This window comes from Mesorhizobium sp. P2_B11 (assembly GCF_056404855.1).
Genome location: NZ_JBFUDF010000003.1, coordinates 384,085 through 410,318, shown reverse-complemented (window position 1 = coordinate 410,318; position 26,234 = coordinate 384,085). Strand labels below are relative to the sequence as shown.

25 protein-coding genes are annotated in these 26,234 nt (G+C 62.7%); 5 read left to right on the top strand and 20 right to left on the bottom strand.

The genetic code is table 11. From position 1 onward, the window contains the following. The first annotated feature begins 167 nt into the window (after positions 1-167). The gene (locus AC1DYJ_RS10520; protein WP_477280565.1) at positions 168-575 is read left to right on the top strand and encodes a SpoIIAA family protein; all 408 of its coding nucleotides are present in this window, start codon (positions 168-170) and stop codon (positions 573-575) included. A gap of 6 nt (positions 576-581) precedes the next feature. Here AC1DYJ_RS10520 and AC1DYJ_RS10515 read toward each other — a convergent pair whose 3' ends face one another. The 10 genes from AC1DYJ_RS10515 to AC1DYJ_RS10470 all read right to left on the bottom strand — a co-directional run bounded on the left by AC1DYJ_RS10515 (position 582) and on the right by AC1DYJ_RS10470 (position 11,572). Continuing rightward, a complete protein-coding gene (locus tag AC1DYJ_RS10515) occupies positions 582-1,709 on the bottom strand; it encodes an ATP-dependent DNA helicase (RefSeq protein ID WP_477280564.1) in 1,128 nt (375 codons plus the stop codon). A gap of 262 nt (positions 1,710-1,971) precedes the next feature. Then, positions 1,972-2,622: a hypothetical protein gene (locus AC1DYJ_RS10510; protein ID WP_477280563.1), complete on the bottom strand. Its 651-nt coding sequence runs from the start codon at positions 2,620-2,622 to the stop codon at positions 1,972-1,974. 136 nt (positions 2,623-2,758) lie between these two features. Continuing rightward, positions 2,759-3,121: a nitrile hydratase accessory protein gene (locus AC1DYJ_RS10505; protein ID WP_477280562.1), complete on the bottom strand. Its 363-nt coding sequence runs from the start codon at positions 3,119-3,121 to the stop codon at positions 2,759-2,761. Further along, positions 3,090-3,749: a nitrile hydratase subunit beta gene (gene nthB, locus AC1DYJ_RS10500; protein WP_477280561.1), complete on the bottom strand. Its 660-nt coding sequence runs from the start codon at positions 3,747-3,749 to the stop codon at positions 3,090-3,092. The genes AC1DYJ_RS10505 and nthB overlap by 32 nt, the downstream gene beginning before the upstream one ends. Continuing rightward, the gene (gene nthA, locus AC1DYJ_RS10495; RefSeq protein ID WP_477280560.1) at positions 3,746-4,351 is read right to left on the bottom strand and encodes a nitrile hydratase subunit alpha; all 606 of its coding nucleotides are present in this window, start codon (positions 4,349-4,351) and stop codon (positions 3,746-3,748) included. Before nthA ends, nthB begins: the two co-directional genes overlap by 4 nt. Positions 4,352-4,406: 55 nt before the next feature. Further along, positions 4,407-7,586, bottom strand: coding sequence for an efflux RND transporter permease subunit (locus tag AC1DYJ_RS10490; RefSeq protein WP_477280559.1), 3,180 nt, complete (start codon positions 7,584-7,586; stop codon positions 4,407-4,409). Continuing rightward, complete coding sequence (locus tag AC1DYJ_RS10485) at positions 7,583-8,866, bottom strand: efflux RND transporter periplasmic adaptor subunit (protein WP_477280558.1); 1,284 nt, start codon at positions 8,864-8,866, stop codon at positions 7,583-7,585. Before AC1DYJ_RS10485 ends, AC1DYJ_RS10490 begins: the two co-directional genes overlap by 4 nt. A gap of 223 nt (positions 8,867-9,089) precedes the next feature. Next, positions 9,090-9,560, bottom strand: a complete 471-nt coding sequence (locus AC1DYJ_RS10480; RefSeq protein WP_477280557.1) for a nucleoside deaminase — start codon at positions 9,558-9,560, stop codon at positions 9,090-9,092. Positions 9,561-9,692: 132 nt separating this feature from the next. Further along, positions 9,693-10,289 (bottom strand): LysE family translocator, encoded by a 597-nt coding sequence (locus AC1DYJ_RS10475; RefSeq protein WP_477280556.1) that lies wholly within the window; start codon positions 10,287-10,289, stop codon positions 9,693-9,695. A 263-nt stretch (positions 10,290-10,552) separates the two neighbouring features. Beyond that, positions 10,553-11,572, bottom strand: coding sequence for an acyl-CoA desaturase (locus tag AC1DYJ_RS10470; protein WP_477280555.1), 1,020 nt, complete (start codon positions 11,570-11,572; stop codon positions 10,553-10,555). A 180-nt stretch (positions 11,573-11,752) separates the two neighbouring features. Between AC1DYJ_RS10470 and AC1DYJ_RS10465 the strand changes: the two genes are divergently transcribed. Further along, positions 11,753-12,139, top strand: a complete 387-nt coding sequence (locus AC1DYJ_RS10465) for a metalloregulator ArsR/SmtB family transcription factor (protein ID WP_477280554.1) — start codon at positions 11,753-11,755, stop codon at positions 12,137-12,139. Between the two features lie 36 nt (positions 12,140-12,175). On the opposite strand, the gene AC1DYJ_RS10460 is transcribed toward AC1DYJ_RS10465, so the two are convergent. The 6 genes from AC1DYJ_RS10460 to tmpA form a co-directional block, all read right to left on the bottom strand. After that, the gene (locus AC1DYJ_RS10460) at positions 12,176-12,412 is read right to left on the bottom strand and encodes a hypothetical protein (protein ID WP_477280553.1); all 237 of its coding nucleotides are present in this window, start codon (positions 12,410-12,412) and stop codon (positions 12,176-12,178) included. Positions 12,413-12,488: 76 nt separating this feature from the next. Next, a complete protein-coding gene (gene ilvN / locus AC1DYJ_RS10455) occupies positions 12,489-13,061 on the bottom strand; it encodes an acetolactate synthase small subunit (protein ID WP_023668352.1) in 573 nt (190 codons plus the stop codon). A gap of 81 nt (positions 13,062-13,142) precedes the next feature. Further along, on the bottom strand, positions 13,143-14,924 hold the full coding sequence (locus tag AC1DYJ_RS10450) for an acetolactate synthase 3 large subunit (protein ID WP_477280552.1): 1,782 nt from the start codon (positions 14,922-14,924) through the stop codon (positions 13,143-13,145). 265 nt (positions 14,925-15,189) lie between these two features. Beyond that, complete coding sequence (locus AC1DYJ_RS10445) at positions 15,190-16,335, bottom strand: PcfJ domain-containing protein (RefSeq protein ID WP_477280551.1); 1,146 nt, start codon at positions 16,333-16,335, stop codon at positions 15,190-15,192. A gap of 731 nt (positions 16,336-17,066) precedes the next feature. Continuing rightward, positions 17,067-17,651 (bottom strand): (R)-1-hydroxy-2-trimethylaminoethylphosphonate oxygenase, encoded by a 585-nt coding sequence (tmpB, locus tag AC1DYJ_RS10440; protein WP_477280550.1) that lies wholly within the window; start codon positions 17,649-17,651, stop codon positions 17,067-17,069. After that, positions 17,648-18,799, bottom strand: coding sequence for a 2-trimethylaminoethylphosphonate dioxygenase (gene tmpA / locus AC1DYJ_RS10435; protein ID WP_477280549.1), 1,152 nt, complete (start codon positions 18,797-18,799; stop codon positions 17,648-17,650). The genes tmpB and tmpA overlap by 4 nt, the downstream gene beginning before the upstream one ends. Positions 18,800-18,921: 122 nt before the next feature. Between tmpA and AC1DYJ_RS10430 the strand changes: the two genes are divergently transcribed. Then, entirely contained in the window at positions 18,922-19,809 is an 888-nt protein-coding gene (locus AC1DYJ_RS10430; protein WP_477280548.1) for a LysR family transcriptional regulator, read from the top strand. A gap of 138 nt (positions 19,810-19,947) precedes the next feature. Then, a complete protein-coding gene (locus tag AC1DYJ_RS10425; RefSeq protein WP_477426059.1) occupies positions 19,948-21,750 on the top strand; it encodes an NAD(P)-binding domain-containing protein in 1,803 nt (600 codons plus the stop codon). Here the strand turns inward: AC1DYJ_RS10425 and AC1DYJ_RS10420 are convergent. The 3 genes from AC1DYJ_RS10420 to AC1DYJ_RS10410 are packed head-to-tail and all read right to left on the bottom strand — an operon-like array spanning position 21,747 to position 23,183. Next, entirely contained in the window at positions 21,747-22,280 is a 534-nt protein-coding gene (locus tag AC1DYJ_RS10420) for a GNAT family N-acetyltransferase (RefSeq protein ID WP_477280546.1), read from the bottom strand. The genes AC1DYJ_RS10425 and AC1DYJ_RS10420 overlap by 4 nt on opposite strands. A gap of 23 nt (positions 22,281-22,303) precedes the next feature. Next, entirely contained in the window at positions 22,304-22,612 is a 309-nt protein-coding gene (locus AC1DYJ_RS10415; protein WP_477280545.1) for a hypothetical protein, read from the bottom strand. A 4-nt stretch (positions 22,613-22,616) separates the two neighbouring features. After that, on the bottom strand, positions 22,617-23,183 hold the full coding sequence (locus AC1DYJ_RS10410) for a helix-turn-helix domain-containing protein (protein ID WP_477280544.1): 567 nt from the start codon (positions 23,181-23,183) through the stop codon (positions 22,617-22,619). A 153-nt stretch (positions 23,184-23,336) separates the two neighbouring features. On the opposite strand from AC1DYJ_RS10410, the gene AC1DYJ_RS10405 reads away from it, so the two are divergent. Beyond that, complete coding sequence (locus AC1DYJ_RS10405; RefSeq protein ID WP_477280543.1) at positions 23,337-25,166, top strand: ATP-binding protein; 1,830 nt, start codon at positions 23,337-23,339, stop codon at positions 25,164-25,166. A 202-nt stretch (positions 25,167-25,368) separates the two neighbouring features. On the opposite strand, the gene AC1DYJ_RS10400 is transcribed toward AC1DYJ_RS10405, so the two are convergent. Then, positions 25,369-26,160, bottom strand: coding sequence for a GGDEF domain-containing protein (locus tag AC1DYJ_RS10400; protein ID WP_477426057.1), 792 nt, complete (start codon positions 26,158-26,160; stop codon positions 25,369-25,371). Positions 26,161-26,234: the final 74 nt, after the last annotated feature.

Below are 26,234 nucleotides of genomic sequence, written 5' to 3'. Positions count from 1 at the left end.
GGAACAGACAGGGGGTTTCGGGTGTTCCAGTCAGGTGAGTGCCCTATGAGAGCAGTTCCAGGAAAAGTGTCACACGGTTTTCCGTCCGGAAACTGCGTCAAATCAAAGAGCTAGAGCGGTTCGCCGTTTCAGCGAAACGGTGAAACGCTCTAGTGGAGGACCAGCCGATGAATTTTCTCCAATCCGTGCCGGCGATCCGCCGTATCGAAACCGACCGTGAGGACCTTTTCGCCATTGACGTCGTCGGCCATGTCTCGGCGGCGGACGGCGAAAATCTGTTTGGATTGCTTGAGGCGGCCTACGCGCTTAACCCAAGGATCGACGTGCTTGCGCGGCTGGTCGATCATGAGGGCGTCGACTGGACGGATGTTGCCGACGAGACGCTGAAACAGGGCACGGTGCACGCGCTCAACCATATCGCCCGCTGCGCCACGATCGGCGAGCCGAACTGGATAGCGGATGCGCAAAGCTTCCTTCCCACTTCGTCGCCCATCGACATCAGGCATTTCAAGGCCGAGGATGAAGTCGAGGCTTGGCAATGGCTGGGTGCGAAGCCACTCAGTCCTTCTACGTGACGCCAACTATCTGACGATTGTCAGCCGCTCGGCCGCGCGGGTGATGGCGGTGTAGAGCCAGCGCTGGCGGGTTTCCTTGAACGCCCAGCTCTCGTCGAACAGCACCACGTCGTTCCACTGCGAACCCTGCGCCTTGTGCACGGTCAGCGCGTAGCCATAGTCAAAATCGTCAAAACGCTTCTTCTGCTGCCAGGGGATATCGGCGTCCGGATCCTCGAACGCCGACTTGAGCAGCTTGATCTTGGCAACGCCGCGGTCGGGATCGTCCTCTTCCGGCGAGACCAGCAGGTTGATGCCGGGCTTCACCGTCTCGCGCGATGAGGTCATCACCTTCCACAGCGAGCCGTTGAGCAGACCTTTGGCAGGGTCGTTGCGCAGGCAGACCAGCTTGTCGCCGGCCTGCGGATAATCGGCATTGAACCCTTTCAACTCGCGCAGGCGTTGATTGTAGCGCCGCCGCGTGCGGTTGGTGCCGACCAGCACCTGGTCCGCCTTGAGCACCAGCTCCTGGGTGACGTCTTCCTTGCCGATCACTTGCGCGGTGCCATAGTCGCCGCGCATGAACTCACGGCCCTCGCGCACGTCGAGCGCCAGCTGGATGATCGGATTGTCGCGCGCCTGGCGGTGGATTTCGGTGAGCAGTACATCGGGCTCGTGCTCGGTGAAGAAGCCCCCGCCCGAGATCGGCGGCAGCTGCGCCGGATCGCCGAGCACCAGGATCGGCGTGCCGAAACTGAGGAGGTCGCGGCCAAGCTGCTCGTCGACCATCGAGCACTCATCGATGACGACCAGTTTTGCCCGCGAGATCGGGCTTTGCCGGTTGAGCGAGAAGGTCGGCGACATCGACGTCTTGCCGGTCACCTCGTCGGCCACCGATTCCTCGCCCTTGGGCCTGTAGATCAGCGAATGGATGGTGCGGGCATTGGTTGCCCCCTTGGAGCGCAGCACCTGCGCCGCCTTGCCGGTGAAGGCCGCGAACTGCACCTGCCCGTCGACATGTTCGGCGAAATAGCGCGCCAGCGTCGTCTTGCCGGTGCCGGCATAGCCGAACAGCCGAAAGATCTGCGGCCGGCCCTCCTTGAGCCAGCGCGCCACCGCTTTCAACGCCTCATCCTGTTGGGGAGAGAATTCCATCAGCGCGAGAGACCGGATTCGCAAGGGAAAGACAAGGCCGTCACCATACCGACCGCCATCGGTGGCGAACTCAACGCCTCCGACGGCTCAGGCTATCAGGCGCAAACAAGAACGTAAAGAGAACAACCGACCACGTCATGGTTCTGAATTTCGGCTTAGGGTGGAGTTGAGGCAATGGCGGTGGCGAAGCCGAGGTCACCATGCTCAAGGGACAGAAGCGGCGATATCGCAGATGCGGAAAGCTAGGGTGCGTCTGGATTTTCTACAAAATGCGAGACCTGATCTTCATGCACGCTTCGTACAGGTCGATGTCGGCGGCGTACCACTCCGACAGATTGGCGATGGCGCCGGGGCTGAGATAGGACGAAATTCCGTCCGGGTTGCGATGCGCGAGAATTGGATCAACCGGCAGCGTTGCCGATTCCGGCAGACTGAGGCGGGCTTTCAGGACGTTGAAGTCGTCATTCAGATCAGGTTGGTGCAAGATCATCAAGATGTCTTGCTCTCGACTTTCGAGGTACGCGGATGACACGAACCAATCGGCATAGCGATGCCTGACATGATTGATGCAGCCCATGGCTTTCTGTGCCATGGCTTTGCGCGATCCGTCAGCCGAAGACAGGGATCTGGCGAGGTCATCCGGAGTTCCGAAATGCGCGAAGGCGAAACGCTCGTCTTCAGTCCATTCGCTGTTGTTTTTAGGCTGGCCTTTGCGAAGCCTGCTATTAAAGCCGCTGGCAAACCGGGTCACCGGATGGCGAATGCCGAAGATGATCTTGTCGCCAGACGGCACATCTGGCAGATATTTCTGGTGGCCCCACAGCGCTATTCTGTATTCGGCGCTGATAGGCTCCAAAGCGGTATGAACAGCGCTGCCGCCGGTTTTTCTGACATGAAGAAAATGAGTTTCCATCCCTTGAAATAAGCTGGCGACATAAAGGGAATCAAGCCGATTCCGCTTCGATGCCCGCCCGATGGGCTTTCTTCACATCGTCGGTCCAGACCATCGCAGCCACTGAGGCTAAATTGATCTTTTGGCTGCCCGCACCCTAGCCGCCAAGTCCCGGATCATTCTCCAACAAAATCGGCTTGCCGTGCGGCGTCGCATGTGCCGCGCGCTCCCAGGCGGCGGCGAGCGTGTCGACATCGCTTTTGCCGGCAACGCCCTTGGCCGCCAGCAGCGTTTCCAGCGCCGCCAGCCAATGCTCGTAGTAATCGTGGCCGTCATCAGCGGCGCCCGGCTTCTTCACTTGCGCCGACAGGGCATCCGCCCATTCGCTCCAGGAAAACAGGCCTTTGTCGTGCAACGCCACCGTCATGGCGAAGGCCTCGGCCTGCCAGGGCTCGGCGAACACCGGTTCGTCGAACGGCAATGCGCCCTCATGCCGGCTCAAGGTAGCTCTCCCAGGCATCGATCGAGACGCTGAGCGTCGGGTCGGCGCCCTCGCCCCAGATTTCCGAGCCATCGAAGACCACGGTATAGACCCATTGCGGGTTCTCGCCCTTGCCATGCGCATTGCTGTCGGGGAAGACGAAACCGTCGCGCACGGCCTCGATCACACCCTGCTTGTCGCGCGCATAACGCGGCAACCTTGTGTGGCCGGTCGGATTTAAATTCTTCGTCCGCACGGGATCGCCCGCCTTGAACCGCGCCGGTGTCGCAACGGGCCGGTCGCAGGGACCGCCCTTGGCCAACACCGCCGGCACGTTTTCGGCCTTCAGCACCCTTTTGGGCGTCGCCGCCGGATCGATTGCCCGGCCCTCGGCCAGGTCGCGCTCGCTGACGAAGCCATGGCGCTTCAGCAGCACCTCCAGCGCCTTGATCCAGATCTGGTAATAGCTCGATGAATAGTAGACGGCCGGATGCAGCGATTCCCTGGCATGCCTACTCTCATCGATGTTCCAGGCGCCCATCGAACCGGCGGTCAGCGTCACGCCGAGCGCCCGCCTCTCCCATGCCGCATGGAAATAGGGCTCGTCCTTTTCGGGTGCGACCGGCCCGAACCCCATCTGCCCGCCGAGATCTTGCGGCCCGTTCATGCCGGCTCCTTGGCCACTGCGGTGCCGATCATGGCATCGCGGCTGACCAGTTCGGCCAGTTGCTCCTCGCTCCAGCCCTCGGTGCCCTCAGGCCGTATCGGCACCACGAGATAGCGCAGCTCGGCGGTCGAATCCCAGACGCGGATTTTTTTGTCCGCCGGCAAGGTCAGCCCGAATTCCTCCAGCACGCCGCGCGGATCGATCACCGCACGCGAGCGGTAGGGCGGCGCCTTGTACCAGACCGGCGGCAGGCCGAGCACCGACCATGGATAGCAGGAGCACAGCGTGCAGACGACGAGGTTATGCGTCTCGTCCGTGTTGAACACCGCTTGCATGTGCTCGCCCTGGCGGCCGGTATAACTCAGCGAGGCAATCGCTTCCGTCGCATCGCGCTTCAGCCAGTCGGCATAGGCTGGATCGCTCCAGGCTTTCGCGACGACTCGGGCGCCGTTGCGCGGCCCGATCTTGGTTTCGTAGGTGTCGACGATGACGTCGATCGCCGCCGGATCGATCAGGCCTTTTTGCGTGAGGATGGTTTCCAGCGCGCGCACGCGTGCCGCAAACGGATCGAGCTCGTTGTCGTGGTCATGATCATGGGACATGACCTCAGATTAGGATTGCCGGCACGTCGCCGCAAGCATGACAGCTTGGGCCAGACTATTCGGCGGCAGCCTTTTGCGGTTCGACAAGCCGGTCCCCACCCTCGCCAGGCACTGGGCCGAACAGCGAGCCCTGCTCGCCGCTCTCGACCACATGCAGCGCCGTCGGGCTCTTCTTTGGGGAGAAGAAGCTCGTCAGCCAGCCGGAGAAGTTCTCGAAATAGACGTAGATCACCGGAGTGACGAACAGCGTCAGCGCCTGCGAAGCGAGCAACCCGCCGACCACCGCGACGCCGAGCGGCTGGCGCAGTTCAGCACTTGCGCCGGTGCCGAGCGCGATCGGGAACGTGCCCATCAGGGCCGCCAGCGTCGTCATCATGATCGGCCGAAACCGCATCAGGCACGCCTTGTGGATGGACTCCTTGGCCGACATTCCGTCTCGTCGCAGTTCCAGCGCGACGTCGACCATCATGATGCCGTTCTTCTTGACGATGCCGATCAGCATCAGGATGCCGATCACCGCGATGACCGACAGGTCCATGCCGGCAAAGCGCAGCGCGACCACGGCGCCAAGCACCGCCGAAGGCAGGCCGGTCAGAATCGTCAGCGGGTGGATGAAGCTCTCATAGAGGATGCCGAGCACGATATAGATGGTCAGGATGGCGCCGCCGATCAGCAGGCCCTGGTTGGCCAGCGAATCCTGGAAGGTTTTCGCCGTACCGGCGAAGCTGGTCGAGATCGCCGTCGGCATGCCGATCTGTTCCTTCAGCGCGTCGATGCGGGCCGTGCTGTCGCCGAGCGCCACGCCTTGCGGCAGATTGTAGGAGATGGTCACCGCCGGCAGCTGGCCGAGCTGGTTGACCGTCAAGGCGCCGGCCGTGCGGTCGACGCGGGCAAAGGCGCCGAGCGGCACCAGGCTGCCGCTCGCCGTCCGCATCTGGATGGCGAGCATGCGCTCCGGCGACCATTCGATGTTGGGGTCGAGCTCGGTGATGACTTCATAGCTGTCGGCCGAACCGAAGATCGTCGAAACCTGGTCGGTGCCGAATCCGCCATAGAGGGCGGAGCGCAGCGTGTCGGTGTCGATGCCGAGCTGGGCGGCCTTGTCGCGGTCGACCACCAGCGATGCCTGCAGCGCATTGTTCTGCAGATCGCTGGTGACGTCGGTGAAGTTCGCATGGTCGGCCGCCATCGCGTCATTCAGCTTCTGTGCCCAGATGTCGGTCTGGCCGGTATCGAGGCCCTGCACGACCAGCTGGTAGGCGCTGGCCGACGAGCGCGAACCCAGCCGCAGGTTCTGCACCGGCTGCATGTAGGTTTCGATACCCGCCACGCCGGCCAGTTGCCGCCTTAGATCCGAAAGCACCTTCTCGATGTCGGGACGCTGGTCCTTGCCCTTGAGCTGGACGAAAAGCTGCCCCTGGTTGAGCGCATTGCTGCCGCTGCCCGCCGACCACGCCACATGATCGACATAGGGCGAATGCGAGAAGACGCTGGCCACCTGGCCTTGCAGCTTCGACATGGCGTCGAACGAGATGTCCTGGCGCGCGATTGTCGTCACCGAGATCTGGCCGATATCCTCTTGCGGGAAGAAGCCCTTCGGCGACACCTCGATCAGCCACACCGATCCTGCCGCGGTTCCGAGGAAGACCAGGAACACCAGGAAAGTGTGGCGCAGGCAGAAGCTGAGAAGCCGGTCATAGCCGCGTGTGACAAGGTCCTGCTTGTGGCCGGGGCTATGCTTGTCGCGATCGGCCTTCGTCACCGTGAGCAGCCGCGAGCACAGCATCGGCGTCAGCGTCAGCGACACGAACATCGACGCCAGGATGGCAACCGTCACCACCACGGCGAACTCGTTGAAGATGCGGCCGATCACGCCGCCCATCAAAAGCACCGGAATGAACACCGCCACCAGCGAGATCGAGATCGAGATGATGGTGAAGCCGATTTCGCGCGCGCCCTTCAGCGATGCCTCGAAGGCCGACAACCCGTCCTCCTCCATGTGGCGGAAGATGTTTTCCAGCATGACGATGGCGTCGTCGACGACAAGGCCGACCGCAAGCGTCAGGCCCATCAGCGATATGTTGTCGATGGAAAAGCCGAACAGGAACATCGCGCCCAGTGTGGCGATCAGCGAGATCGGCACAGCCACGGCCGGAATGATGGTGGCGGTCACCCGGCGCAGGAAGACGAAGATCACCATCACCACCAAGGCGATGGTCAACAGCAGGGTGAACTGCACGTCGTCGACGGCCTGGCGGATCGAGGTCGAACGGTCATTGAGCAGCTTGATGTCGGCGGCGGCCGGCATCTGATCCCTGAAGGACGGCAGCATCGCCTTGACCTTGTCGACGACGTCGACCGTGTTGGCGTCGGGCTGGCGCTGCACGGCCATGATGATCGCGCGGGTCCCGTCATACCAACTCGCCGTCGTCGTGGTCTGCACCGAATCGACGACGCGGGTCACCTCGCCCAGCCGCACCGGGTGGCCGTCCTTGGTGGCGATGATGAGGTTGGCGAAGCCGGCCGCGTTGGTGAGCTGCGTGTTGGCGGTGATGGTCAGCTGCTGCTTGTCGTTCTGCAAGACGCCGAGCGGCGTGTTGCTGTTGGCCGAGGCGACCGCCGTCTGCAGCTGGTCGATCGAGATACCGCGCGCGGCAAGCGCGGTCGGATCGATCTGGATGCGCACCGCATATTTCTGCTGGCCGAAGATCGAGACCTGCGCGACGCCGTCGATGGTCGACAGCGACGGCGAGATGACATTTTCGGCGAAGGCATCGAGATCGGTCAACGGAACCGTATCGCTGACCAGCGACATCAAAAGGATCGGCGCGTCGGCCGGATTGACCTTGCGATAGCTCGGCGGCGACGTCATTTGCGGCGGCAGCGATTTTTGCGTGCGCGCGATCGCCGCCTGCACGTCGGCGGCGGCGGCGTCGATATCCCGGTTGAGCACGAACTGGATGGCAATCGAGGTCTGGCCGAGCGAGTTGGTGGTCGAGATCGAATCGATGCCGGCAATGGTGGCGAACTGCTTGATCAGCGGCGTCGCCACCGAAGTGGCCATGGTTTCGGGCGACGCGCCGGGCAGCGACGCCGAGACGTTGACGACCGGAAATTCGGCACTTGGCAGTGCCGCCACTGGCAGGAATTTGTAGGCAAACAGCCCGCCCAGAACGAGGGCGAACGACATCAGCAGCGTGGCGACGGGCCTGCGTATGCAGAATTCGGAAATCATTGGGCAGCCCCGCCGGCTTTTTCGGCTTCCGCGACCTTGGGCGCAGCCTTGTCCCCGCCGCCGGCCGCCGCTTTGCCTTCATGCACCGCGGCGCCGTCCTTCAGCCTGGTCTGGCCCTCGACAACCACCTTCTCGCCGGACTTGACGCCTTCGCTGATGGCGCTGTTTGCGCCTTCGGTCAGCGCCACCTGCACCGGCCGCATCTCGACCGTGTTGTCCGGCTTGACGACATAGACGAACGGCCCCTTCTGGCTGGGCTGCACCGCGACCGTCGGAACCGAGGTCATCTGCGGCATGATGCCGGCGTCGAGCACGACATTCACATACTGGCCGGGCCACAGCGAGAGATCGGCATTGGGTATGCTCGCCCGCGTCGCGATGGTGCCGGACGCGGTGTCGACGCTGGAATCGACGAAGTCGAGCGTGCCCTTGCCGATCGGCGTCGGGTCGCCGTCCTTGGTCAGCGTCACCGCACCTTGCTGCGGATTGGCCAGCGCCTTGTGCAGCAGCGCCAGGTTGCTTTCCGGCAGGTTGAAGTTGACCTGCAGTGGATCGATCTGGGTGATCGTCACCAGCGGCGTCGCGGTGCTCGAGTTGCCGTTGCTCACGGTGACAAGGTCGCCGACCGAAACATTCACCGCACCCAGCCGCCCGGCAATCGGCGCCGTGATCGTGGCAAAGCCGAGCTGGACATTGTCGGCATCGATCGTCGCCTGGTCGGCATCGACGGTCGCGGCGGCCGCCTTCTGCGCCGCCACAGCCTGATCGTAGGTCTGCTGCGTGCCGGCCTGCTTGGCGACAAGATCCTTGGCGCGCTGGAGATCGGACACCGAGCTTGCAAGCAGCGCCTGGTCCTTGGCGAGCGTCGCCTGGTCCTTGGCCAACTGCGCCTTCAGCGCGCGGTCGTCGAGCGAGAACAACAGATCGCCGGCCTTCACCATCTGGCCGTCCTTGACGTCGATCGACACGATCTGGCTCGACACCCGCGCATTGATGTTGACCACGGCCGGCGAGGACACGAAGCCGATGGCGTAGCGGCGGATCGGGAAATCGGCCGTTGTCGCCGTCGCCGAAACAATCGAGGCCGAACGGGCGGCATTACCGCCGCCGCCGGATTTGCCTGATGCTGCCGTTTTGTCTGCTGCTGATTTGTCAGCTGCCGCCTGCTTGCCGCCCGGCAGCATCTGCTGCAGACTGCCCATGGCTGTGGGCGAAAGATAAAGCCACGCCGCAGCGACGCACGCTGCTGCCGCCACCACAAGAACGACTTTTCCGCGCATCGACACCAAGGTCCTCTAAACCCGACACGCCGCAGTCCGGTGGTCGTATTCTAGCTCAAGTCACGGCTGCCTGCCGGGATTTCGCCGAATAGATAGGACACGCCTTTGTCGGAAAAGGGCCAAAACGCGGCATTACGAAGATTTAATGTGCACTGCACAATGACTGTGCAGCCGGCTCACGATCACCGAGCCGACGCCTTTCGTAGGCCTCGGTGGTTAGGCTCTAGGCCTTGCCCAGATGCTTCGGCCAGAATTCCTGATGGACTTCGGCGGCTTCGTCTTCGAGGTTGGGGCCAATCACAGTGACTATGCGCGCGCCGGTTTGCAGCACCGCCCGGCTCGGCACATTCAGCCCGATCCCCGCGATCTCGCCAAGCCGCGCTTCGGAGCACGCAAAGACCATACGCCCGATGCCCGACCAGTAAATCGCCCCGGAGCACATCGCACACGGCTCCGTGCTGGTGTAGAGCGTGCAGTCGCCGAGAAAAGCACTGTCGTAGTGCTGCGCCGACAGTTTAACCAGGTTCAGCTCGGCGTGGTTCGTCATATCGCGGCCGGTGAAGACGCTGTTTTCGGCGCGCAAGATCACTTCGCCGTCCTTCACCAGCACCGAGCCAAACGGTTCGTCGCCGCGTTCCATTGCGGATTTCGAGAGCGCAATCGCCTCACGTAGAAACGGCTCGTGGCTTTCCATCCGAGTCCCCCAAAAAGGTTAAGCGCCATGATCTTGTCTTGGATCAGGGGGATTTCCAAGGGGCCGCAAATCGGATTCAGGTCGGCGACCTGCATCGCCGCGACCGTCATCTTCCGGCTCTAATCAAATGGCCTAGCGAAGCATCGGCCACAGCGTCGCCGCGAGCAAAACACCCATGGCGATGTTGAACCATTTCAGCCGCACCGGATCCGACAGGAAACCGCGCAGCGCCGTGCCGAAACCGGCCCATATCGAGACGCTCGGCAGATTGACCAGCGAGAAGGCAACGGCGATCAGTACCACCGACAGAAATGGATGCTCGGGGTTGGTGTAGACAGCCATGGCCGTGATCGCCATCACCCAGGCCTTGGGATTGACCCATTGGAAGGCGGCAGCATCGATGAAACGCATCGGCTTGGCCTCCGCCTCGCCCTTGGCGCTGAGCGAGCGAGAGATGGCGATCTTCCAGGCGAGGTAGAGCAGATAGGCAGCACCGGCGATCTTGAGTGCGGTGTGCAGCGCCGGAAACGCCGTCAGCACCGCGCCGAGGCCGAAGCCGACGGCCAGCAACAGCACGCAAAAGCCGATGCTGATGCCGAGCATATGCGGGATTGTCCGCACGATGCCGAAATTGACGCCCGACGCCAGCAGCATGAAGTTGTTCGGGCCCGGCGTGATCGAGGTCACCAGGGCGTAGAGCAGCAGGGCAAGGAAGGCGTCGAGGGTCATGACGGCTCACAAAGGTCAGCAATACTGACTTAAATCGACCGGGCGCCGGACGCAACGTCATTCGATTGGTCCAATGCGTCCGGCATTGACCCGTCTAGCCAGCCGACCCACGGCCGACACAGTCTACCACAGGGCTTTACAGATAAGATTCTTCTGAAGAAGGACCCCCACCCTAACCCTCCCCACAAGGGGAGGGAACGCTGCCGCTCGCTTTCCTCCGCCATGTTCAGTGCCGAACTTTGGCAGTTCGCTGAGGCTAGCGCTTACGGGAGTCTCCCTCCCCCTTGTGGGGAGGGGTTAGGGGTGGGGGTATTCGCAGGGCGAAAGCCTCTGCTAGCCAGTTGCTCCGACAAGAGCTGGGAAGCGGTCGCCCTCCCATCGCGGCCGGCGACGCGCCGCAGGCCTTTGCGTTTCGGCGTGTTCTCGGGAAGCTTCACATTATGCGCCAGGCCAAGTGCTGCGAGAATGCGAATGAAAACCCAGCCGAGATCGATCTGCCCGCGCTCGATGCCGAGCCTGGCGGATTCGGGAAACGCGTGATGATTGCCGTGAAAGCTTTCGCCGAAAGTCACCAGCCCGAAACGCGGCAGGTTGTAGCCTTGCACGGCGACGCCGTCGACGCGCCAGCCCTGCTGCCCGCTGCGATGGGCGAAATGCCCGACCAGCCAGTGCCCGGTGAGCGATACCGAGATGCGCACTGCAATCCCCCAGACCACCCAGCTCCAACCGCCGAGCAGAAAGAAAAGAATCGCCCACGGCAATTGCTGCAGCATCCAGGTGCGTTCGACGAATTTGTAGAAGCGGTCGTTGCGGATTGACGGCTCGATGACGAAATCAGGCGGATTGCGCAACGCCACAGCGCAATGCATCTGCCAGAAAGCGTCGGTGAAGAACGGCCGTCGATGGGCGTGGAGATCGTGGCACGCCGTCTGCCGCTGCGCCCAGTCTCTGATGTCATGCGCATAGATCATGCCGAAAGGACCGGCCATGCCGACCAGCGTGCCGAGATAGACCAGCGCGTGTTCGATCCAGATATGCACCTTGAACGAGCGGTGGATGAGCAGCCGGTGCATGCCGACCGAATGTCCCGCGCAGATCGTCACCGCCGTCGTCGCCACAAATAGGGCGAAGGCGCTCCAGCTGAAGGTCAGCGGCCCGAAAACCAGGGCTATCAGCGTCATCACACCGACCCAGATCGACTTGGCCGGCATCCAGACGACCTCGCCGTCTTCGGCGTCGCTCAAGGGCTGCGATATCATTCTGCCTGTGGATATAGTTTTCATCGGTACCCCTCCTCTGCAGGAAAACATTTCCGAACCAAGAGCCTTGCCTTTCGCCGCGTCGGCGCTTATTTAGGCAGTAAGCTAATTATCTACTATCTCGGATTAGGTATTTAGGCAATAGTCTAAATGCCGTAGAAAAGCAGACCGAGGGCGCACGCCTTCGCGATTTACGAGGCGGCAGTGATCGAAGACAAAATATCGGAGAGCGAAACGGCCGCCGGCAGCGGCGCCATTCAGCGCGTGTTCGAGGCGCTGTCGTCGCAGCCCCGGCGCAAGATCCTCGCCTATCTCGCCCACTCGTCGCTGACAGCAGGCGAGATCGCGGCGCGCTTCGACATGTCGAAGCCGTCGATCTCACAACATTTGAGCATACTGGAAACGGCCGGCCTCATCGCCAAAGAGCGGCAGGGCCAGTTCATCCACTACTCGCTGGTCCAGAACAATCTGGTCAACACGCTGAACGGCTTCGTCCAGGACGTCTGCCCGGTAGCGCGCCCGATCAAGCGGGAGAGCAAGGAACTGGCGAGCGGCAAGGTCGATGCCAAGCTGACAAAATCCGCCGGCTGATATCCTGATTGCATCTGCGAGGAAGCCCCCGCCGCATCAGTTCCGGCGACGATACTTCAGTGCCCAGAGAAGCCAACTGAAGACAACGATGGATCCGGCGTGGAAGAAAACCCCGTTCCAGAATCTGGTCGGATTATCCGCATAGGCCACCAGGCTATAGGTCCGTCCGACCGGAACGGTCATCGTCACCCAGGCATGGGCAAGCACCCAGATCGAGTATGCGATCAGAGCGTACATCATCACATGTATGACCAGCTCTTGTCGCGGAGTCATGCGTCACCAATTCCCAGATCGAATTCAGACAGCCTTCTTCAACCGTGATTGCGGAACTTTAATTTCGCATGAACGCCTACATGCCTTGCGGCCCGCGGTTCATCGCCGCCACGCCGGTTCGGCAGATCTCGACCAGGCCGAGCGGCTTCATGATGGCGATGAACTGGTCGAGCTTGGAGCCCTTGCCGGTGATCTCGAAAATGAAGTGCTCGGTGTTGGCGTCGATCACCGACGCGCGAAAAGCGTCCGCCAGACGCAGCGCCTCGACGCGAGCCTCGCCGGTGCCGGCCACCTTGACCAGCGCCAGCTCGCGCTCCAGCGGCCGCTCCTGACCGAACTCGTGCGAGCGCACGGTGAGGTCGACGACGCGGTGCACCGGCACGATGCGCTCGAGCTGATGCTTGATCTGCTCCAGCACATGCGGCGTGCCGCGCGTCACGATGGTGATGCGCGACAGATGCTTCTCGTGTTCGGTCTCGGAGACGGTCAGGCTTTCGATGTTGTAGCCGCGGCCGGAGAAAAGGCCGATGACCCGGGCAAGCACGCCCGGCTCATTGTCGACCAGAACGGAAAGCGTGTGGTTCTCCGGCTTTTCCGTTTCCTTGGCGATGAAATAGGCCGAACCGGTCGGTTGAAGCTGTGCGTTCATGACATGAATCTCGATTTCAGACTTTGAGCTAATTCTCTGTTTGCGCACGGCTTCTTGCGACAAGCCCTGCCTCGGCTTGTCCTAGACCAGTTCCCTGCCCTTGGCGTCGATGGCGTTGGCCACGGCTTCGTCGGTCGCCTCGTCCGGCAGGAGCATTTCATTGTGCGCCTTGCCCGACGGGATCATCGGGAAGCAGTTGGCGAGCGTCGCCACGCGGCAGTCGAACAGCACCGGCTTCTTGACCGAGATCATCTCCTTGATCGCGTCATCCAGTTCGTCCGGCTTCTCGCAGCGAATGCCGTGGCCGCCATAGGCGTCGGCCAGCTTGACGAAGTCGGGCATCGCCTCGGTGTAGGAATGCGACAGACGGTTGCCGTGCAGCAGCTGCTGCCACTGCCTGACCATGCCCATATACTGGTTGTTGAGGATGAAGATCTTGATCGGCGCATCGTGCTGCACCGCCGCGCTCATCTCCTGCATCGTCATCTGCACCGAGGCGTCGCCGGCAATATCGATGACCAGCGCGTCGGGATGCGCGATCTGCACGCCGAGTGCTGCCGGCAGGCCGTAACCCATCGTGCCGAGGCCGCCTGATGTCATCCAGCGGTTCGGCTTTTCGAAATGATAGTGCTGTGCTGCCCACATCTGGTGTTGGCCGACCTCGGTGGTGATGTAGGTGTCCATGTCCTTGGTCAGCGCATAGAGCCGCTGGATGGCATATTGCGGCATGATCACGTCGTTGTTCATCTTGTAGGCGAGTGAATCGCGCGCGCGCCATTTGGCGATCTGCTCCCACCAGGGATAGAGCGCCTTCTTGTCGGCCTTGGCGCTTGCCCGCCACAGCCGCACCATGTCTTCCAGCACGCGTCCGACATCGCCGATGATCGGCACGTCGGTGTGGACGTTCTTGTTGATCGACGACGGATCGATGTCGATGTGGATCTTCTTCGAGTTCGGCGAGAACGCGGTGAGCCGGCCGGTGATGCGGTCGTCGAAGCGCGCGCCGATGCAGATCATCACGTCGCAATCGTGCATCGCCATATTGGCTTCATAGGTGCCGTGCATGCCCAGCATGCCCATCCAGTTCTTGCCCGATGCCGGATAGGCGCCGAGCCCCATCAGCGTCGAAGTGATCGGGAAGCCGGTGAGGTCGACCAGTTCGCGCAGCAGGTGGCTCGCTTCCGGGCCGGAATTGATGACGCCGCCGCCCGAATAGATGATCGGCTTCTTGGCGCCGGCCATCAGTTCGACGGCTGCCTTGATCTTCTCCAGATCACCTTGGACCTTGGGCTGGTAGCTGGTGCGCGGCGCCGTCTGCGGCGGCACATAGATGCCCTTGGCGAACTGCACGTCCTTCGGAATATCGACCACAACCGGACCGGGACGGCCGGTCGTGGCGACATGGAAGGCTTCATGGATGGTCGCGGCTAGTTCGTTGACGTCCTTCACCAGCCAGTTGTGCTTGGTGCAGGGCCGGGTAATGCCAACCGTGTCGCACTCCTGAAAAGCGTCGGAGCCGATCAGCGAGGTCGGCACCTGCCCGGTCAGGCAGACCAGCGGGATCGAATCCATCAGCGCATCCTGCAGCGGCGTCACCGCATTGGTGGCGCCCGGCCCCGATGTCACCAGCAACACGCCGGCCTTGCCGGTCGAGCGTGCATAGCCTTCCGCGGCATGGCCCGCGCCCTGCTCGTGGCGCACCAGGATGTGCTCGACCTCGTCCTGTTGAAAAATTTCATCATAGATTGGGAGAACCGCGCCGCCGGGATAGCCGAAGACATGCTTGACGCCATTGTCCTTCAGCGCCTGCACCACCATTTCGGCGCCTGTCATTTCACGCCGGTCGTTCTGTCCGTTGCTCATCGGTCTGGTCCCGTACTGTCGCCCCATGGGCGTTGCCATTTGGGTGTTCTTGGTCGTTTAGTCGTGTTTTGGGCAATAAAAAAGGCCCCCGAGGGAGCCTGTGTGTTGCGCATGGGAGGTTTTCGCCCGGCGGTTACACCGCCTTGCCCACGCGCCTTCCTACGAGAATGAGTGCCTTTTTCATGGTGGCGGACAATAGAATTGCTTTTGCGCGGATGTCAACGGGCAATCCGCGCGGCTTTTGGGCCGCGCGGATCTTCCATCTTCAGGCCCAGAGCGCCACGCCGTTCGCCTTGGCCCAGCGCTTGAGGATCTTTTGTTCCTCAAGCGTGGCCAGACGATTGCCGAAACCGCGTACCTGCACCGCACGATGTTGCGGGTCGAGCTCGATCGTCAGCAGCCGCTCGGCCTTGCCAAGCGCCTTGCGACGCAGCGTCCAGATCGAGGCGTTGCCAGCAATGCACTTGACCGCGTAGGTCGAGACGCAGTGATGCATCGCCCTGGACTCGGCAACCAGGTCCTCAGCCGTCTTCAGCTGGCGGACGAAGAAGCGCTCGCCATGCGCCTTCGCCTCCTTGGCCGGTGGCTCCCATTCCCAGTCCTCAAGGCGCGAGCCCTCCCAGGCGCTGCCCGGCGCCAATGCGGCCCGACCGGCGGCGCGGCGGCGCATAGCCTCGATGCGCTCGATGGCGGCAATGTCGCGATGCCATTGCGACATTTGCCGGTGCAAGGAGGCGAGCGTGCGGCCCTTCAGGCTATACGCCTTGTCGCGCCGGTGCATGGCGGCGATATAGTCGCAGAGGTCGTCGATCTCCTCCTTCGACGTGGGCTGCTCGCAAAAGAAGCGCGCCACCTCACGCCAGAAGGTGAGCTCGCTGCGCGGCGTACGCGCAATCTTTGTGCGCGCAAGCCGTGCCGCCAGTCCATTGTCCCCGGTGTAGGACCGGACGATCGCAAACCAGAACGCCTCACGGAAGCCAAACTCGCTCGACACGTTGAGGAAGCAATGCACCTCCTTGCGCGACAGCCATTCATTGGCGCCGCCCTTGTAAAGCGACTGGCCAGCCGCGGCCGCGATATACCAGGCCAGGCGCAGCGCGATCTCCGGGCCATCCAGCCCCGACCTGTCCAGCCAGATGGCTTCGAGCGCGGCCGAAACCGGATAGCGCGCATAGAGGTAGCGGGCAGCCGCCAGCCGCAGACGCGCAGGGTCGCGCGTCTTCAGCTTCGGGCGCCACAGCCCACCGTCGCGGATTGCTACGCCGGCATAGCCCCGGCGCACCTCGTCAAGCGCCCGCTCGAAATCCGGAGCGGGACGCGGCGCGGCGGACACACGCTGCAGCGATGCCTGATATGCTTCAATACGTTGGCGCTCGGCATCCTGCCTGAGCTGTATCATGGACCTGGCCATGGCCGTTCTTCCCGATTGGAACCCTGTCAGCCGCGCGCAATTCCAGCGCCGGCACGGAATGTGTCGATCTGGATTGCCGTGACATGGACAGGTCTCCTCTTGGGGATGACGGGTTACGAATGGGCGGCGTCACTACGCTTGCAACACCCAAGACGCAAGAGACATTCTCTCAATGTTTACAACGGCATGACCGTCTGTTGCAAAGACGCATCTCAGGGTATCGGACAGCCGCCATCGTCGGCAGAAGCGCTTGGCTTCAACCGGTTTGCCAAGGCTTCGCCAGGGCATTGGATATCGAGATAATCGCCTTCGACCAGCGACTGCGCCGCACCTCGCGGCACGGCTCTCAGGCTGTCAGGAAGTGGGTGTCCGCCGTGAAGCGGCTCAGCCCGTCCGCCGCCAACGGAGGCGCAAAATGCGTGAAATTGATCTCATCGTCGCCTCCTTGGAAAAGCGTGGTTGGTACGGGCGCGGCACGTGAAAAAGGGTGCCGCAGATCGGGCGCTGCTAATACGACGGAACGGGTGCCGCGGCAAGATGGCGGACAGCTGCCAGGTCGCCCGGCCGGGACGAACCGGCAGCGGCAAGCCGGCTGGGCTCGTCGCTGACGATAGAAGGCGACAAAGCAGGAGCGCTCGCGGCAGGCCGCCGCTCACAGGCCGACTGGTATGCGGCCACAGCGCCTTCACCATCGAAACAGAAACACATGACTGTTTCCTCCCGGCCCGCCGTCAGGCGCGTTTGGCGAAGTCGCTGACGACCCGCTGCAGCAGCGGCACGTAATCGCGAAAACGTCGCGTCTTCATGTTGGCAATCTTGCCGGCCTCATCCCAGATGCGGACCCGCACAGCTTCTTCGTGGAACGGGTTCTTGCGGAACTCGGCAACCTCCTCCGCATTCATTGGCCCGCCCTGCAGCGACAGCGTGTGGACCGAGGCCGGCGACAGTCTGCCGAAATAGGTCGGGTCGGTGGCGCAGAGATAGCGCTTGGCGGCGACATGCAGCCTGACGCATTCGACGATCACTGGCGGGAAGAACGGCGCCAGCACCTCGCCGCCGGCTTCGTCATGATGCTTGTCCTCGACATCGTCGGGCGAATAGGTACCGAACTCGCTGGTGTAGTGGCCGATGTCGTGCAGCAGGGCTGCCGCCACCAGCACATCCGGCGCGCCGTCCTTTTCGGCAAACCATGCGCCCTGCAGCATGTGCTCCGACATTGTGACGGGTTCTCCGAGATAGGATTCAGCACCCCGGCGCTCAAAAATGTCGGCGATGAATTCGACGATGTTGTCCGCGTTCAAATCCTGGCCGTTCATTCCGCAGCCTCCTTGAACTCGTGTTCGATTGCGGCAAGCGTCGACAACAAGCCGTCCTTGTCGGCGTAGCAGCCCTGCAGCCACCGCTTGCCGGTGCCAGAAAACGCCTTGCGGGCATGCATGACGCGGGTGTTGTCGACGATGAAGGCCTGGCCCGGTTCCAGCTTGAAGGTGACTTCGAAGGACGGATCCTCGATCAGTTCGGCGAACCGCCGATAGGCGGCGTAATAGGCTTCCATGTCGGCGAACGGCACGTCGACCGTCGGCGCCAGCGAGCGGTTGTTGAAGCGGATGGCGATGAGTTCGCCATCCGGCCCGAGCTCGATCATCGGCCGCTTGGCCTGCAGCCGCACGCCCGACGATCCGGCATATTCGAAGCGCGCCGGGTATGAACTCAACAGGCGGAAGCCTTCCGGGTTTTCAGCCTGTAGCGCGGCCGCGACGGCAAAACCGTCGACGACGCTGGATTCACCGCCTTCAACCGTGTTCTCGATGCAGGACAATATCTGCAGCGTCGGCACCGGATCGCGATAGGGATTGTCGGTGTGCGCCTGCAGGCCGAGATTGGTGTAGGCGAGGTTGTTGGGGTTGACCTCGGCGCGTACCTCGAACCAGCGGCCGTAATTGGTCTCCCTGATATAGCCGAACAGGTCGGAGACCTTGCACAGCGCGCCGGATTCGGCCGGCAGATCGTCCATCACCGCAAAGCCATAGGCACGCACCGCCGACAGCCATTGCCTGAGCACCGCGCGGTCGCGGCGGGCAGCGGCATAGCCGGCGCGCGGCACCGAATGCTGCATCGAGGCCTTGGTCCATCGCACCGTGCCCTCGCCGGTCCAGCCGGGCTGGCGGGCAGCGTCGCGGTCATAAGCGTTGGCGTTCAGCCAGGACGCTGGAAAGCGCACCGTCTTTCCCTCCGGCACGAAGCTGACTTCGAGAGCGTCACCCTGAATCGAGGCCGCGCCGATCCGCGTCCCGGCCGGGATGTCGAGAATGGTGATGAGCCGCTGGCCATTGCCGGCGCTGCGCGTCTTGTCGTCCAGCGCATTGTCGCGCAGCCACATCGCGTGGAAGCGGGTGCGTGCGCCGTCCTTCCAACTGAGTTCGATTGTTTTGCCTTCGTCGCCGATCAGCGCGTGGGTGAGCATGAAAATCCGATCCTGTCCGCTGCGTCCCTGCGGCCAGCTCCGCAAGGTTTCCGATTGCATGGTGACGGCGCGAGAGGCATAATTCAAATTATCATTTTGCAGCCAAAGGCCATAAACTTCTTATGCCTCAGACGACACTGCCCTTGCCGCCGCTCGACTGGCTACGCAGCTTCGAAGCCGCCGCGCGGCTGTCGAATTTCACCGCCGCCGCGGCAGAGCTTGGCCTGACGCAGGCGGCGGTCAGCCAGCACATCCGCTCGCTCGAAGAGCGGCTGAAACAGCAGCTGTTCATCCGCCTGCCGCGCGGCGTCGAACTGACACCGGAAGGTGGTGCCTACCTGCCGCACCTGCAATCGGCCTTTGCCACGATCGCCAACAGCACGCGCGAACTGTTCGAGCCGAGGACGATCCAGAGCGTGACGATCCGCTCGCCGATTTCTTTTGCGGTGCTGATGATCGCGCCGAAGCTGCCGCAAATGGCTGGAGACCTGCCCTTCGTCCAGTTGCAGATCGAGACCATTCACACCCCGGCCGATTACGGCGAGCGCTCCGGGCTCGACATCCGTTTCGGCACCGGCTCCGGCTCCTTCCCCGGACGGCAGGCCGACCGCCTGACCCGGGAAACCCTGACGCCGATGGCGGCGCCTGACCTCGCCAAAACGCCGGATTGGACAGGATTGCCGCGCCTGACGGTCGTCGGCGCGCGCGAAATGTGGGGCGAATGGTTTGCCGTCGCGCGGATGAAGCCGACGCTCGGGCCGACGCACAAATTCGACAGTTTCGTCACCGCGCTGGAGGCGGCAAAGCACGGCGCCGGCATGGTGCTGGGGTCATGCCCGCTGGCCGATGCAGCGTTGCGCGACGCATCGCTCGTCACCCTTTCCGGCTTTGCACTATCGAGCGGCGCCGGCCACTATCTGACCGCACCCTCGGGCGCTCATCTGAGCCCGGCAGAGGAAGCGGTCCGCCGCTGGTTCGCCACCGTCTTCGGCACCCCGGTTTCCCGATAAGTCCCTGAATACGCGCCAAACTATTGGACGACGTGACGCGGCGCCTCATTTGCCGCGATACTGCGCAAGGCCGGACGTCAAGCTTCGGCAGGTTCCGCCCGCTACAGGCGGCCAAGAAAAAATCGCGGAGGAAATTCGATGCTCGACAAGGCCCCCAACAAGAAGCTGTCCGACCTGCTCGATCGCTTCGGCTCAGCCCTTGCCGCCGGCGATATCGACAAGGCCGTCGCCTGCTTCCAGGAGGACTGTTTTTGGCGCGATCTCGTCAGCTTCACCTGGAACATCAGGACGATGGAGGGCCGCGATCAGGTTCGCGACATGCTGGTCAGCCAACTGGCCAAGACCAAACCGTCGAACTGGGCGATCGCCAAGGGCGAGGACGCCACGGAAAACGATGGCGTGCTCGACGGCTGGATCAGCTTCGAGACTTCAGTGGCGCGCGGCTTCGGCCACATTAGGTTGAAGGACGGCAAGATCTGGACGCTGCTCACCACCATGGTCGAGCTCAAGGGCCATGAGGAGCCGGCCGGCTTCGATCGCCCGCTCGGCGCCAAGCATGGCCATGGCAAGAACCGCCCGACCTGGAAGGAGGAGCGCGAGAAGGAAGCCGCAGAGCTCGGCTTCAAGACGCAGCCCTACACGCTCATCATCGGCGGCGGCCAGGGCGGCATCGCGCTCGGCGCGCGGCTCAGGCAACTCGGCGTGCCAACCATCATCGTCGAGAAGAACGAGCGGGCCGGCGACAGCTGGCGCAAGCGCTACAAGTCGCTCTGCCTGCACGACCCCGTCTGGTACGACCATCTCCCCTACATCGATTTCCCCCGGAACTGGCCGGTCTTCGCGCCCAAGGACAAGATCGGCGACTGGCTGGAAATGTACGCCAAGGTGATGGAGCTGAACTACTGGTCCTCCACCGAGGCCAAGAGCGCTGTCTATGACGATAAGAAGAAGGAATGGACCGTTGTCGTGCGCCGCGACGGCAAGGACATCACGCTGAAGCCGAAGCAGCTGGTGCTGGCGACGGGGCAGTCCGGCAAAGCCAACATGCCGAGCTTCAAGGGAATGGAGAGCTTCAAGGGCGACCAGCATCACTCCTCAAAACATCCCGGCCCCGACGCTTATGTCGGCAAGAGGGCGGTCATCATCGGCTCCAACAACTCCGCCCACGACATCGCCGCAGCCCTTTGGGAAGCCGGCGCCGACGTCACCATGGTGCAGCGCTCGACCACGCATATCGTCAAGTCGGACACGCTGATGGAGATCGGGCTGGGCTCGCTCTATTCGGAAAAGGCGGTTGCGAGCGGTGTGACCACCGCCAAGGCCGATCTCATCTTCGCCTCTCTGCCCTATAAGATCCTGCACGAGTTCCAGATCCCGGCCTATGCCGAGATGAAGAAGCGCGACGCCGGCTTCTACAAAGGCCTGGAGAAGGCCGGCTTCATGCTCGACTGGGGCGACGACGACTCCGGCCTGTTCATGAAGTATCTCAGGCGCGGCTCCGGCTATTACATCGACGTCGGCGCCTCCGACCTGATCATCGACGGCTCGATCAAATTGAAGAGCGGCGTCGAGGTCAACGAGATCAAGGCGCATTCGGTGCTGCTCTCGGATGGATCCGAACTGCCGGCCGACCTCATCGTCTACGCCACCGGCTACGGCTCGATGAACGGCTGGGCGGCCGATCTCATTTCAAGAGAAGTCGCCGACAAGGTCGGCAAATGCTGGGGTCTCGGCTCCAACACCACCAAGGACCCCGGCCCGTGGGAGGGCGAGCTGCGCAACATGTGGAAGCCGACGCAGCAGGAGGCGCTGTGGTTCCACGGCGGCAATCTGCATCAGTCGCGCCACTATTCGCAGTTTTTGTCGCTGCAGCTCAAGGCGCGAATGGAAGGCATCGCGACACCGGTCTACGGGCTGCAGAAGGTGCATCACAAGGGTTAGGCAGTGGCGGGCTGCCCGATGCGCTTCCAGTAAATGAGCGTGCCGGTCAGCCCGCCATGCGGTTTCAAGGCAAAGTCCGGTATTTCGCCGGTGAGCGTGAAGCCGAGTTTTTCGTAGAGGCCGGAAGCGCCCTCCTCGGTCGCCGTGTCCAGTACCAGCAGCGTGCGGCCTTTCTCGATGGCCAGGGTTTCGGCGGCCCGCATCAGCCGGCTCGCTATGCCCTTGCCGCGATGGGCGAGCCGGGTCATCAGCTTGGCGATCTCGGCCCGGTGCGGCTGGTTGACGGGGAAGTCGAGCAGCAAGGTCACGGTGCCGACGAGAGCGTCTCCCTGCCAGCCGCCCAACACTGCTCTTTCACCCCTTTCCGCAGCCTCCAGCGACTTGTCCCAGAAGGCTCTCGCAGCCTGCCGGGACAGCGGATGCGTGAAGCTGACCGAGCCGCCGGCCGCGACCGTCTCGATCAGGAGGTCGGCCAGCATCGCCAGAGTCGCGGCATCACGCGTGAGAAGCTTGATTTCGATGGAACTCATGCCTGCACTATCCCCTTTTGGCATCAATCCAGACGCGCGACGCGGCGCCGCTTTCGTCCTGCCTTGATCGCGGCGATGCGATCGGCGTCTTTCGGCTGCAGGTGCAGTCCGCGTTCGAGGATTTCGAGCGTGTATTCCTCATAGGTCAGCCCGAGCTGCTCGGCCTTTGCCATGCGCATCAGCATCACGTCGCGGCTCGGCGCCTTCCACGCCTTGGCGTGCGCTGCCTGCCAGGCGAGAAAGATGTAGGGATCGCCCTTGCCCCAGGGCGGACCCTTGTAGTCGTCGAGCGGCGGTCCGCCATTGTCGGAGCGCTTGGGACGTCTTGCCACGATTTCAGCCCCTGACCAGCGCGACCAGATAGTCGGCCGGCTGAGGCCCCACGGCGTGGAACGTGCAGTCCGACGGCGCGCCAAGCGCCAGGCAGTCGCCGGGCTCGAGGCTGTGCACGACATCGCCTTCGGTGAAGTCGAGCCGCCCGGAGATCAGCCACATCTGCTGCTTGATGAAGGCATAGGACGCTGCCGGAAAGCTCACCTTGGCGCCGGCCGGCAGTTGCACCCGGATCAGTTCGAGCGGCATGTCGGAGACCGGCGACAGATGCCGCCTGACATAGCCCGTGCCGGGGTCACGCCACACCGGCTGCTCGCTTTCGCGCAGCAGCCCACCGCCTTGCTGCTCGGCGCGCGCAATCAGCGTCGACAGCGTCATGCCGAAGGCGGCGGCGATGCGCACCAGAAGGGCTGCAGTCGGGCTGGTCATGCCCCGCTCGATGGTGCTGAGCATGGCTTTCGAAACGCCGGAATGCTCCGCCAGATCGGCCAGTGACCAGTTCCGCAAGGCTCGTTCGGAGTGGATTCTTCTGCCGATCGTAGAGGAAATGTCATTCGCTATATCAGTCATATGTCCAATATATCGAACTTCCAGAATTTGGGAAAGAGGCAGGTCGGTTCAATTTTCTGCGACGGATTAACGCCTGCTACACCATCCCGTCACACGCCACCTTAACCCCATTTGCGTAGGGTCGACGCTCCACGGAAATGGGGATCGGACCGTATGTTTGTAGAGCGCGAAGCCTCCGTCGGAGAACCGACCTCGCAGGAGCGCCGCCGCGCCGAGCAGAACGACAAGCGCATTCTGGGCAATGTCGTGCAGTGCGACGGTGCGCGCGCTACCATCAGCGCCTATGCCGACGATCTCGAAGGCGCGGTCACCGGCCTGTGGACGGTCGGTAAAATGATCTCCATCAACCTCGGGACATCGCGCACCGTTGGCCTGGTCTACGAAATCGGCAAGTCGGATCGCGCCTGGAGCAATGAGGGGCAGAACCCGATCGAGGTCAACATCGAGTTGATCGGCGAGGTGCGCGACGGCGCCGAGCCCGGCGACCGCCCGGTCTTCGACCGCGGCATCACTACCTATCCGCATATCGGCGCCATTGCCCATCGCATCCGCAGCCGCGACCTGCAGGCGGTCTACGACCTCGCCGGGCGTCATTCGATCACCATCGGCACGCTGTCGCAGGACGAAGCGATCGACGCCAACATCGCCATCGACGACACGCTGGCGCGCCACTTCGCCGTTGTCGGCACCACCGGCGTCGGCAAATCCACCGCGGTCTCGCTGCTCTTGCGCAAGTCGATCGCCGCCCGGCCGGATCTGCGCATCCTCATCCTCGATCCGCACAATGAATTCGCGGCGTCGCTGCCTGAGTTCTGCGTCCGGGTCGATTCCAAGACGCTTGATCTGCCGTTCTGGATGTTCAGGCTGGAGGAGTTCGCCGAAGTGCTGTTTCGCGGCCGCGAGGTCGTGCCGGAAGAAGTCGATGTGCTGCGCGATCTGATCCCCGCCGCCAAGAACCTCTATCGCAACCCGAGTTCCGGCTCCTATGTGCGGCGCGGCAGCGATGCACTGACCGCCGACACGCCGGTGCCCTACCGCATGGTCGATCTCATCAAGCAGATCGACGAGCGCATGGGCCTCCTGGAAAGCAAGAACGACCGCCCGACGTTGAAATCGCTGAAGACGCGCATCGAGTCGGCCGCATCCGACCCGCGCTATCGCTTCATGTTCAATTCGCGGCTGATCGAGGACACGATCCACGAGACGATCGGCAACATTTTCCGCGTGCCCCATCATGGCCGCCCGGTGACCTGCTTCGAGATGGCCGGCATGCCGTCCGAGGTGGTCAATTCCGTCTGTTCGGTGCTGGCGCGACTCGCCTTCGACCTTGCGCTGTGGAGCGAGGGCCGGCTGAAACTGCTTTTGCTGTGCGAGGAAGCGCACCGCTACATGCCTGCCGACCCACGCCTCGGATTCGCGCCGACAAGGCATGCACTGTCGCGCATCGCCAAGGAAGGCCGCAAATATGGCTGCTATCTCGGCGTCGTCACCCAGCGCCCGGGTGAACTCGATCCGACCATCCTGTCGCAGTGCTCGACCTTCTTCGCCATGCGGCTGGCCAACGAGCAGGACCAGGCGATCATCCGTTCGGCGATCGCCGATTCCTCAGCCTCGACGCTGGCCTTCCTGTCCTCCATGGGCCAGCGCGAAGCCATCGCTTTCGGCGAAGGCGTGGCGACGACGATGCGGCTGAAATTCGAGAAGCTGGCGCAGGAACTCATCCCCGGCACAGCCAAGCGAGACGATCTGGAGTCGGATGTCGACGGCGATGTCGATCTCGCTGCGATCGTCGAGCGGCTGCGCAACGTGCCGAAGCCACAGCAGCAGATGGCCTTCGCCGAGGTGGTGGACTCCAGCCGACAGGCCGGCGATCCCGACTACCGCAAGCCGGCCACTGCCCAGCGCATCCAGCCGGACGACGATTTCGACATGCGCTACGGCCTCAAGCCCGCCACCTTCGGCATACGCCCGCAGAACGATTAGCGTGCACATTTAGCCAGTTGAAGAGCCTCGGAGAGGCTCGGCTTCGTCGGCCAGTTAGGTAAATCCCGTCAGGGAATTCGTCAGGCTTAGTCGACTGGTGCTGTCTTCGAGAACCGGAGCGGAGCGGACATTCAGTCCGTGAGCACCGGAAGCGCAGAAGGCGGCAGCAGGCGGCCAGCCTCACGAATTCAATGATGGGATTTTAGGCGCAGACGCGGTTGCGGCCCTGCCTCTTCGCCTCATAGAGCTGGCGGTCGGCGCGGCGRTAAAATTCCTCGGCCGTTTCCTTGCGATCCCAGACCGCAAGTCCGACGCTGGTGGYGATCTTGAGGCGGACATTGCCCGACAGCACCGACATGTTGGCAACTGCCTTGCGGATGCGTTCGGCGAATTTCGCCAGCAACTCCGCATCCATGTTGGGCGTGACAACGGCAAACTCCTCGCCGCCGAGCCGCGCCACAACGTCGTGATATCTGGTCATGCCTTTGAGACAATTGGCGACGGCCCGCAGCACCTCGTCGCCGACATCGTGGCCATGTGTGTCGTTGACCTGCTTGAAGTGATCGAGGTCGAGGATCATCAGCCCGACCGGCTTCTCGATGCGGCGGAATTCCTCGAGATATTCCCTCAGCGCATCGTCGAAATAGCGCCGGTTCTGCATGCCGGTGAGGCCATCGGTCAGCGCCGCATGCTGCAGCGTTTCCGAACGGGCGCTGAGCGACACCGTCATCGCCCGCAGCTTGCCCTCTTCCGTCGCCTGCCTGCGGATCAGCGGGTAGATGAAGAAGACGCCGAAGGACAGCGCTGTCGCCAGAAGAACGCCGGTGATGAACAGCAGCTTGTTGAGATAGACGATCCTCTCGATGCGCGAAGCCGTATCCATGTCGGCTGCGATGCCTTGCAAAAGACCATAGGAATGAAGCGTCACCAGGCCTGCGGCGAGGATCACAAAAATAAAGACGAAAAATGCGGATTCCGCCTTGTGGAAACGCATCTGCTCCCCGTTGGAAAAGTACCTGCCGGACTTATGGCATGACGGCGCCTTACGGACTGTTAATCCAGACAACC

Coding starts and splice junctions, on each gene's coding strand:
- AC1DYJ_RS10480 (WP_477280557.1), bottom strand. CDS start 9,560: ATGGAAAGCCACGAGCCGTTTCTACGTGAGGCGATTGCGCTCTCGAAA.
- nthA (WP_477280560.1), bottom strand. CDS start 4,351: ATGTCCCATGATCATGACCACGACAACGAGCTCGATCCGTTTGCGGCA.
- AC1DYJ_RS10470 (WP_477280555.1), bottom strand. CDS start 11,572: ATGAAAACTATATCCACAGGCAGAATGATATCGCAGCCCTTGAGCGAC.
- AC1DYJ_RS10520 (WP_477280565.1), top strand. CDS start 168: ATGAATTTTCTCCAATCCGTGCCGGCGATCCGCCGTATCGAAACCGAC.
- AC1DYJ_RS10430 (WP_477280548.1), top strand. CDS start 18,922: ATGCCTCAGACGACACTGCCCTTGCCGCCGCTCGACTGGCTACGCAGC.
- AC1DYJ_RS10505 (WP_477280562.1), bottom strand. CDS start 3,121: ATGCCTGGGAGAGCTACCTTGAGCCGGCATGAGGGCGCATTGCCGTTC.
- AC1DYJ_RS10485 (WP_477280558.1), bottom strand. CDS start 8,866: ATGCGCGGAAAAGTCGTTCTTGTGGTGGCGGCAGCAGCGTGCGTCGCT.
- AC1DYJ_RS10475 (WP_477280556.1), bottom strand. CDS start 10,289: ATGACCCTCGACGCCTTCCTTGCCCTGCTGCTCTACGCCCTGGTGACC.
- AC1DYJ_RS10510 (WP_477280563.1), bottom strand. CDS start 2,622: ATGGAAACTCATTTTCTTCATGTCAGAAAAACCGGCGGCAGCGCTGTT.
- AC1DYJ_RS10410 (WP_477280544.1), bottom strand. CDS start 23,183: ATGACTGATATAGCGAATGACATTTCCTCTACGATCGGCAGAAGAATC.
- tmpA (WP_477280549.1), bottom strand. CDS start 18,799: ATGCTCACCCACGCGCTGATCGGCGACGAAGGCAAAACAATCGAACTC.
- AC1DYJ_RS10405 (WP_477280543.1), top strand. CDS start 23,337: ATGTTTGTAGAGCGCGAAGCCTCCGTCGGAGAACCGACCTCGCAGGAG.
- AC1DYJ_RS10490 (WP_477280559.1), bottom strand. CDS start 7,586: ATGATTTCCGAATTCTGCATACGCAGGCCCGTCGCCACGCTGCTGATG.
- AC1DYJ_RS10445 (WP_477280551.1), bottom strand. CDS start 16,335: ATGGCCAGGTCCATGATACAGCTCAGGCAGGATGCCGAGCGCCAACGT.
- AC1DYJ_RS10450 (WP_477280552.1), bottom strand. CDS start 14,924: ATGAGCAACGGACAGAACGACCGGCGTGAAATGACAGGCGCCGAAATG.
- nthB (WP_477280561.1), bottom strand. CDS start 3,749: ATGAACGGGCCGCAAGATCTCGGCGGGCAGATGGGGTTCGGGCCGGTC.
- AC1DYJ_RS10420 (WP_477280546.1), bottom strand. CDS start 22,280: ATGAGTTCCATCGAAATCAAGCTTCTCACGCGTGATGCCGCGACTCTG.
- AC1DYJ_RS10460 (WP_477280553.1), bottom strand. CDS start 12,412: ATGACTCCGCGACAAGAGCTGGTCATACATGTGATGATGTACGCTCTG.
- ilvN (WP_023668352.1), bottom strand. CDS start 13,061: ATGAACGCACAGCTTCAACCGACCGGTTCGGCCTATTTCATCGCCAAG.
- tmpB (WP_477280550.1), bottom strand. CDS start 17,651: ATGAACGGCCAGGATTTGAACGCGGACAACATCGTCGAATTCATCGCC.
- AC1DYJ_RS10425 (WP_477426059.1), top strand. CDS start 19,948: ATGCTCGACAAGGCCCCCAACAAGAAGCTGTCCGACCTGCTCGATCGC.
- AC1DYJ_RS10515 (WP_477280564.1), bottom strand. CDS start 1,709: ATGGAATTCTCTCCCCAACAGGATGAGGCGTTGAAAGCGGTGGCGCGC.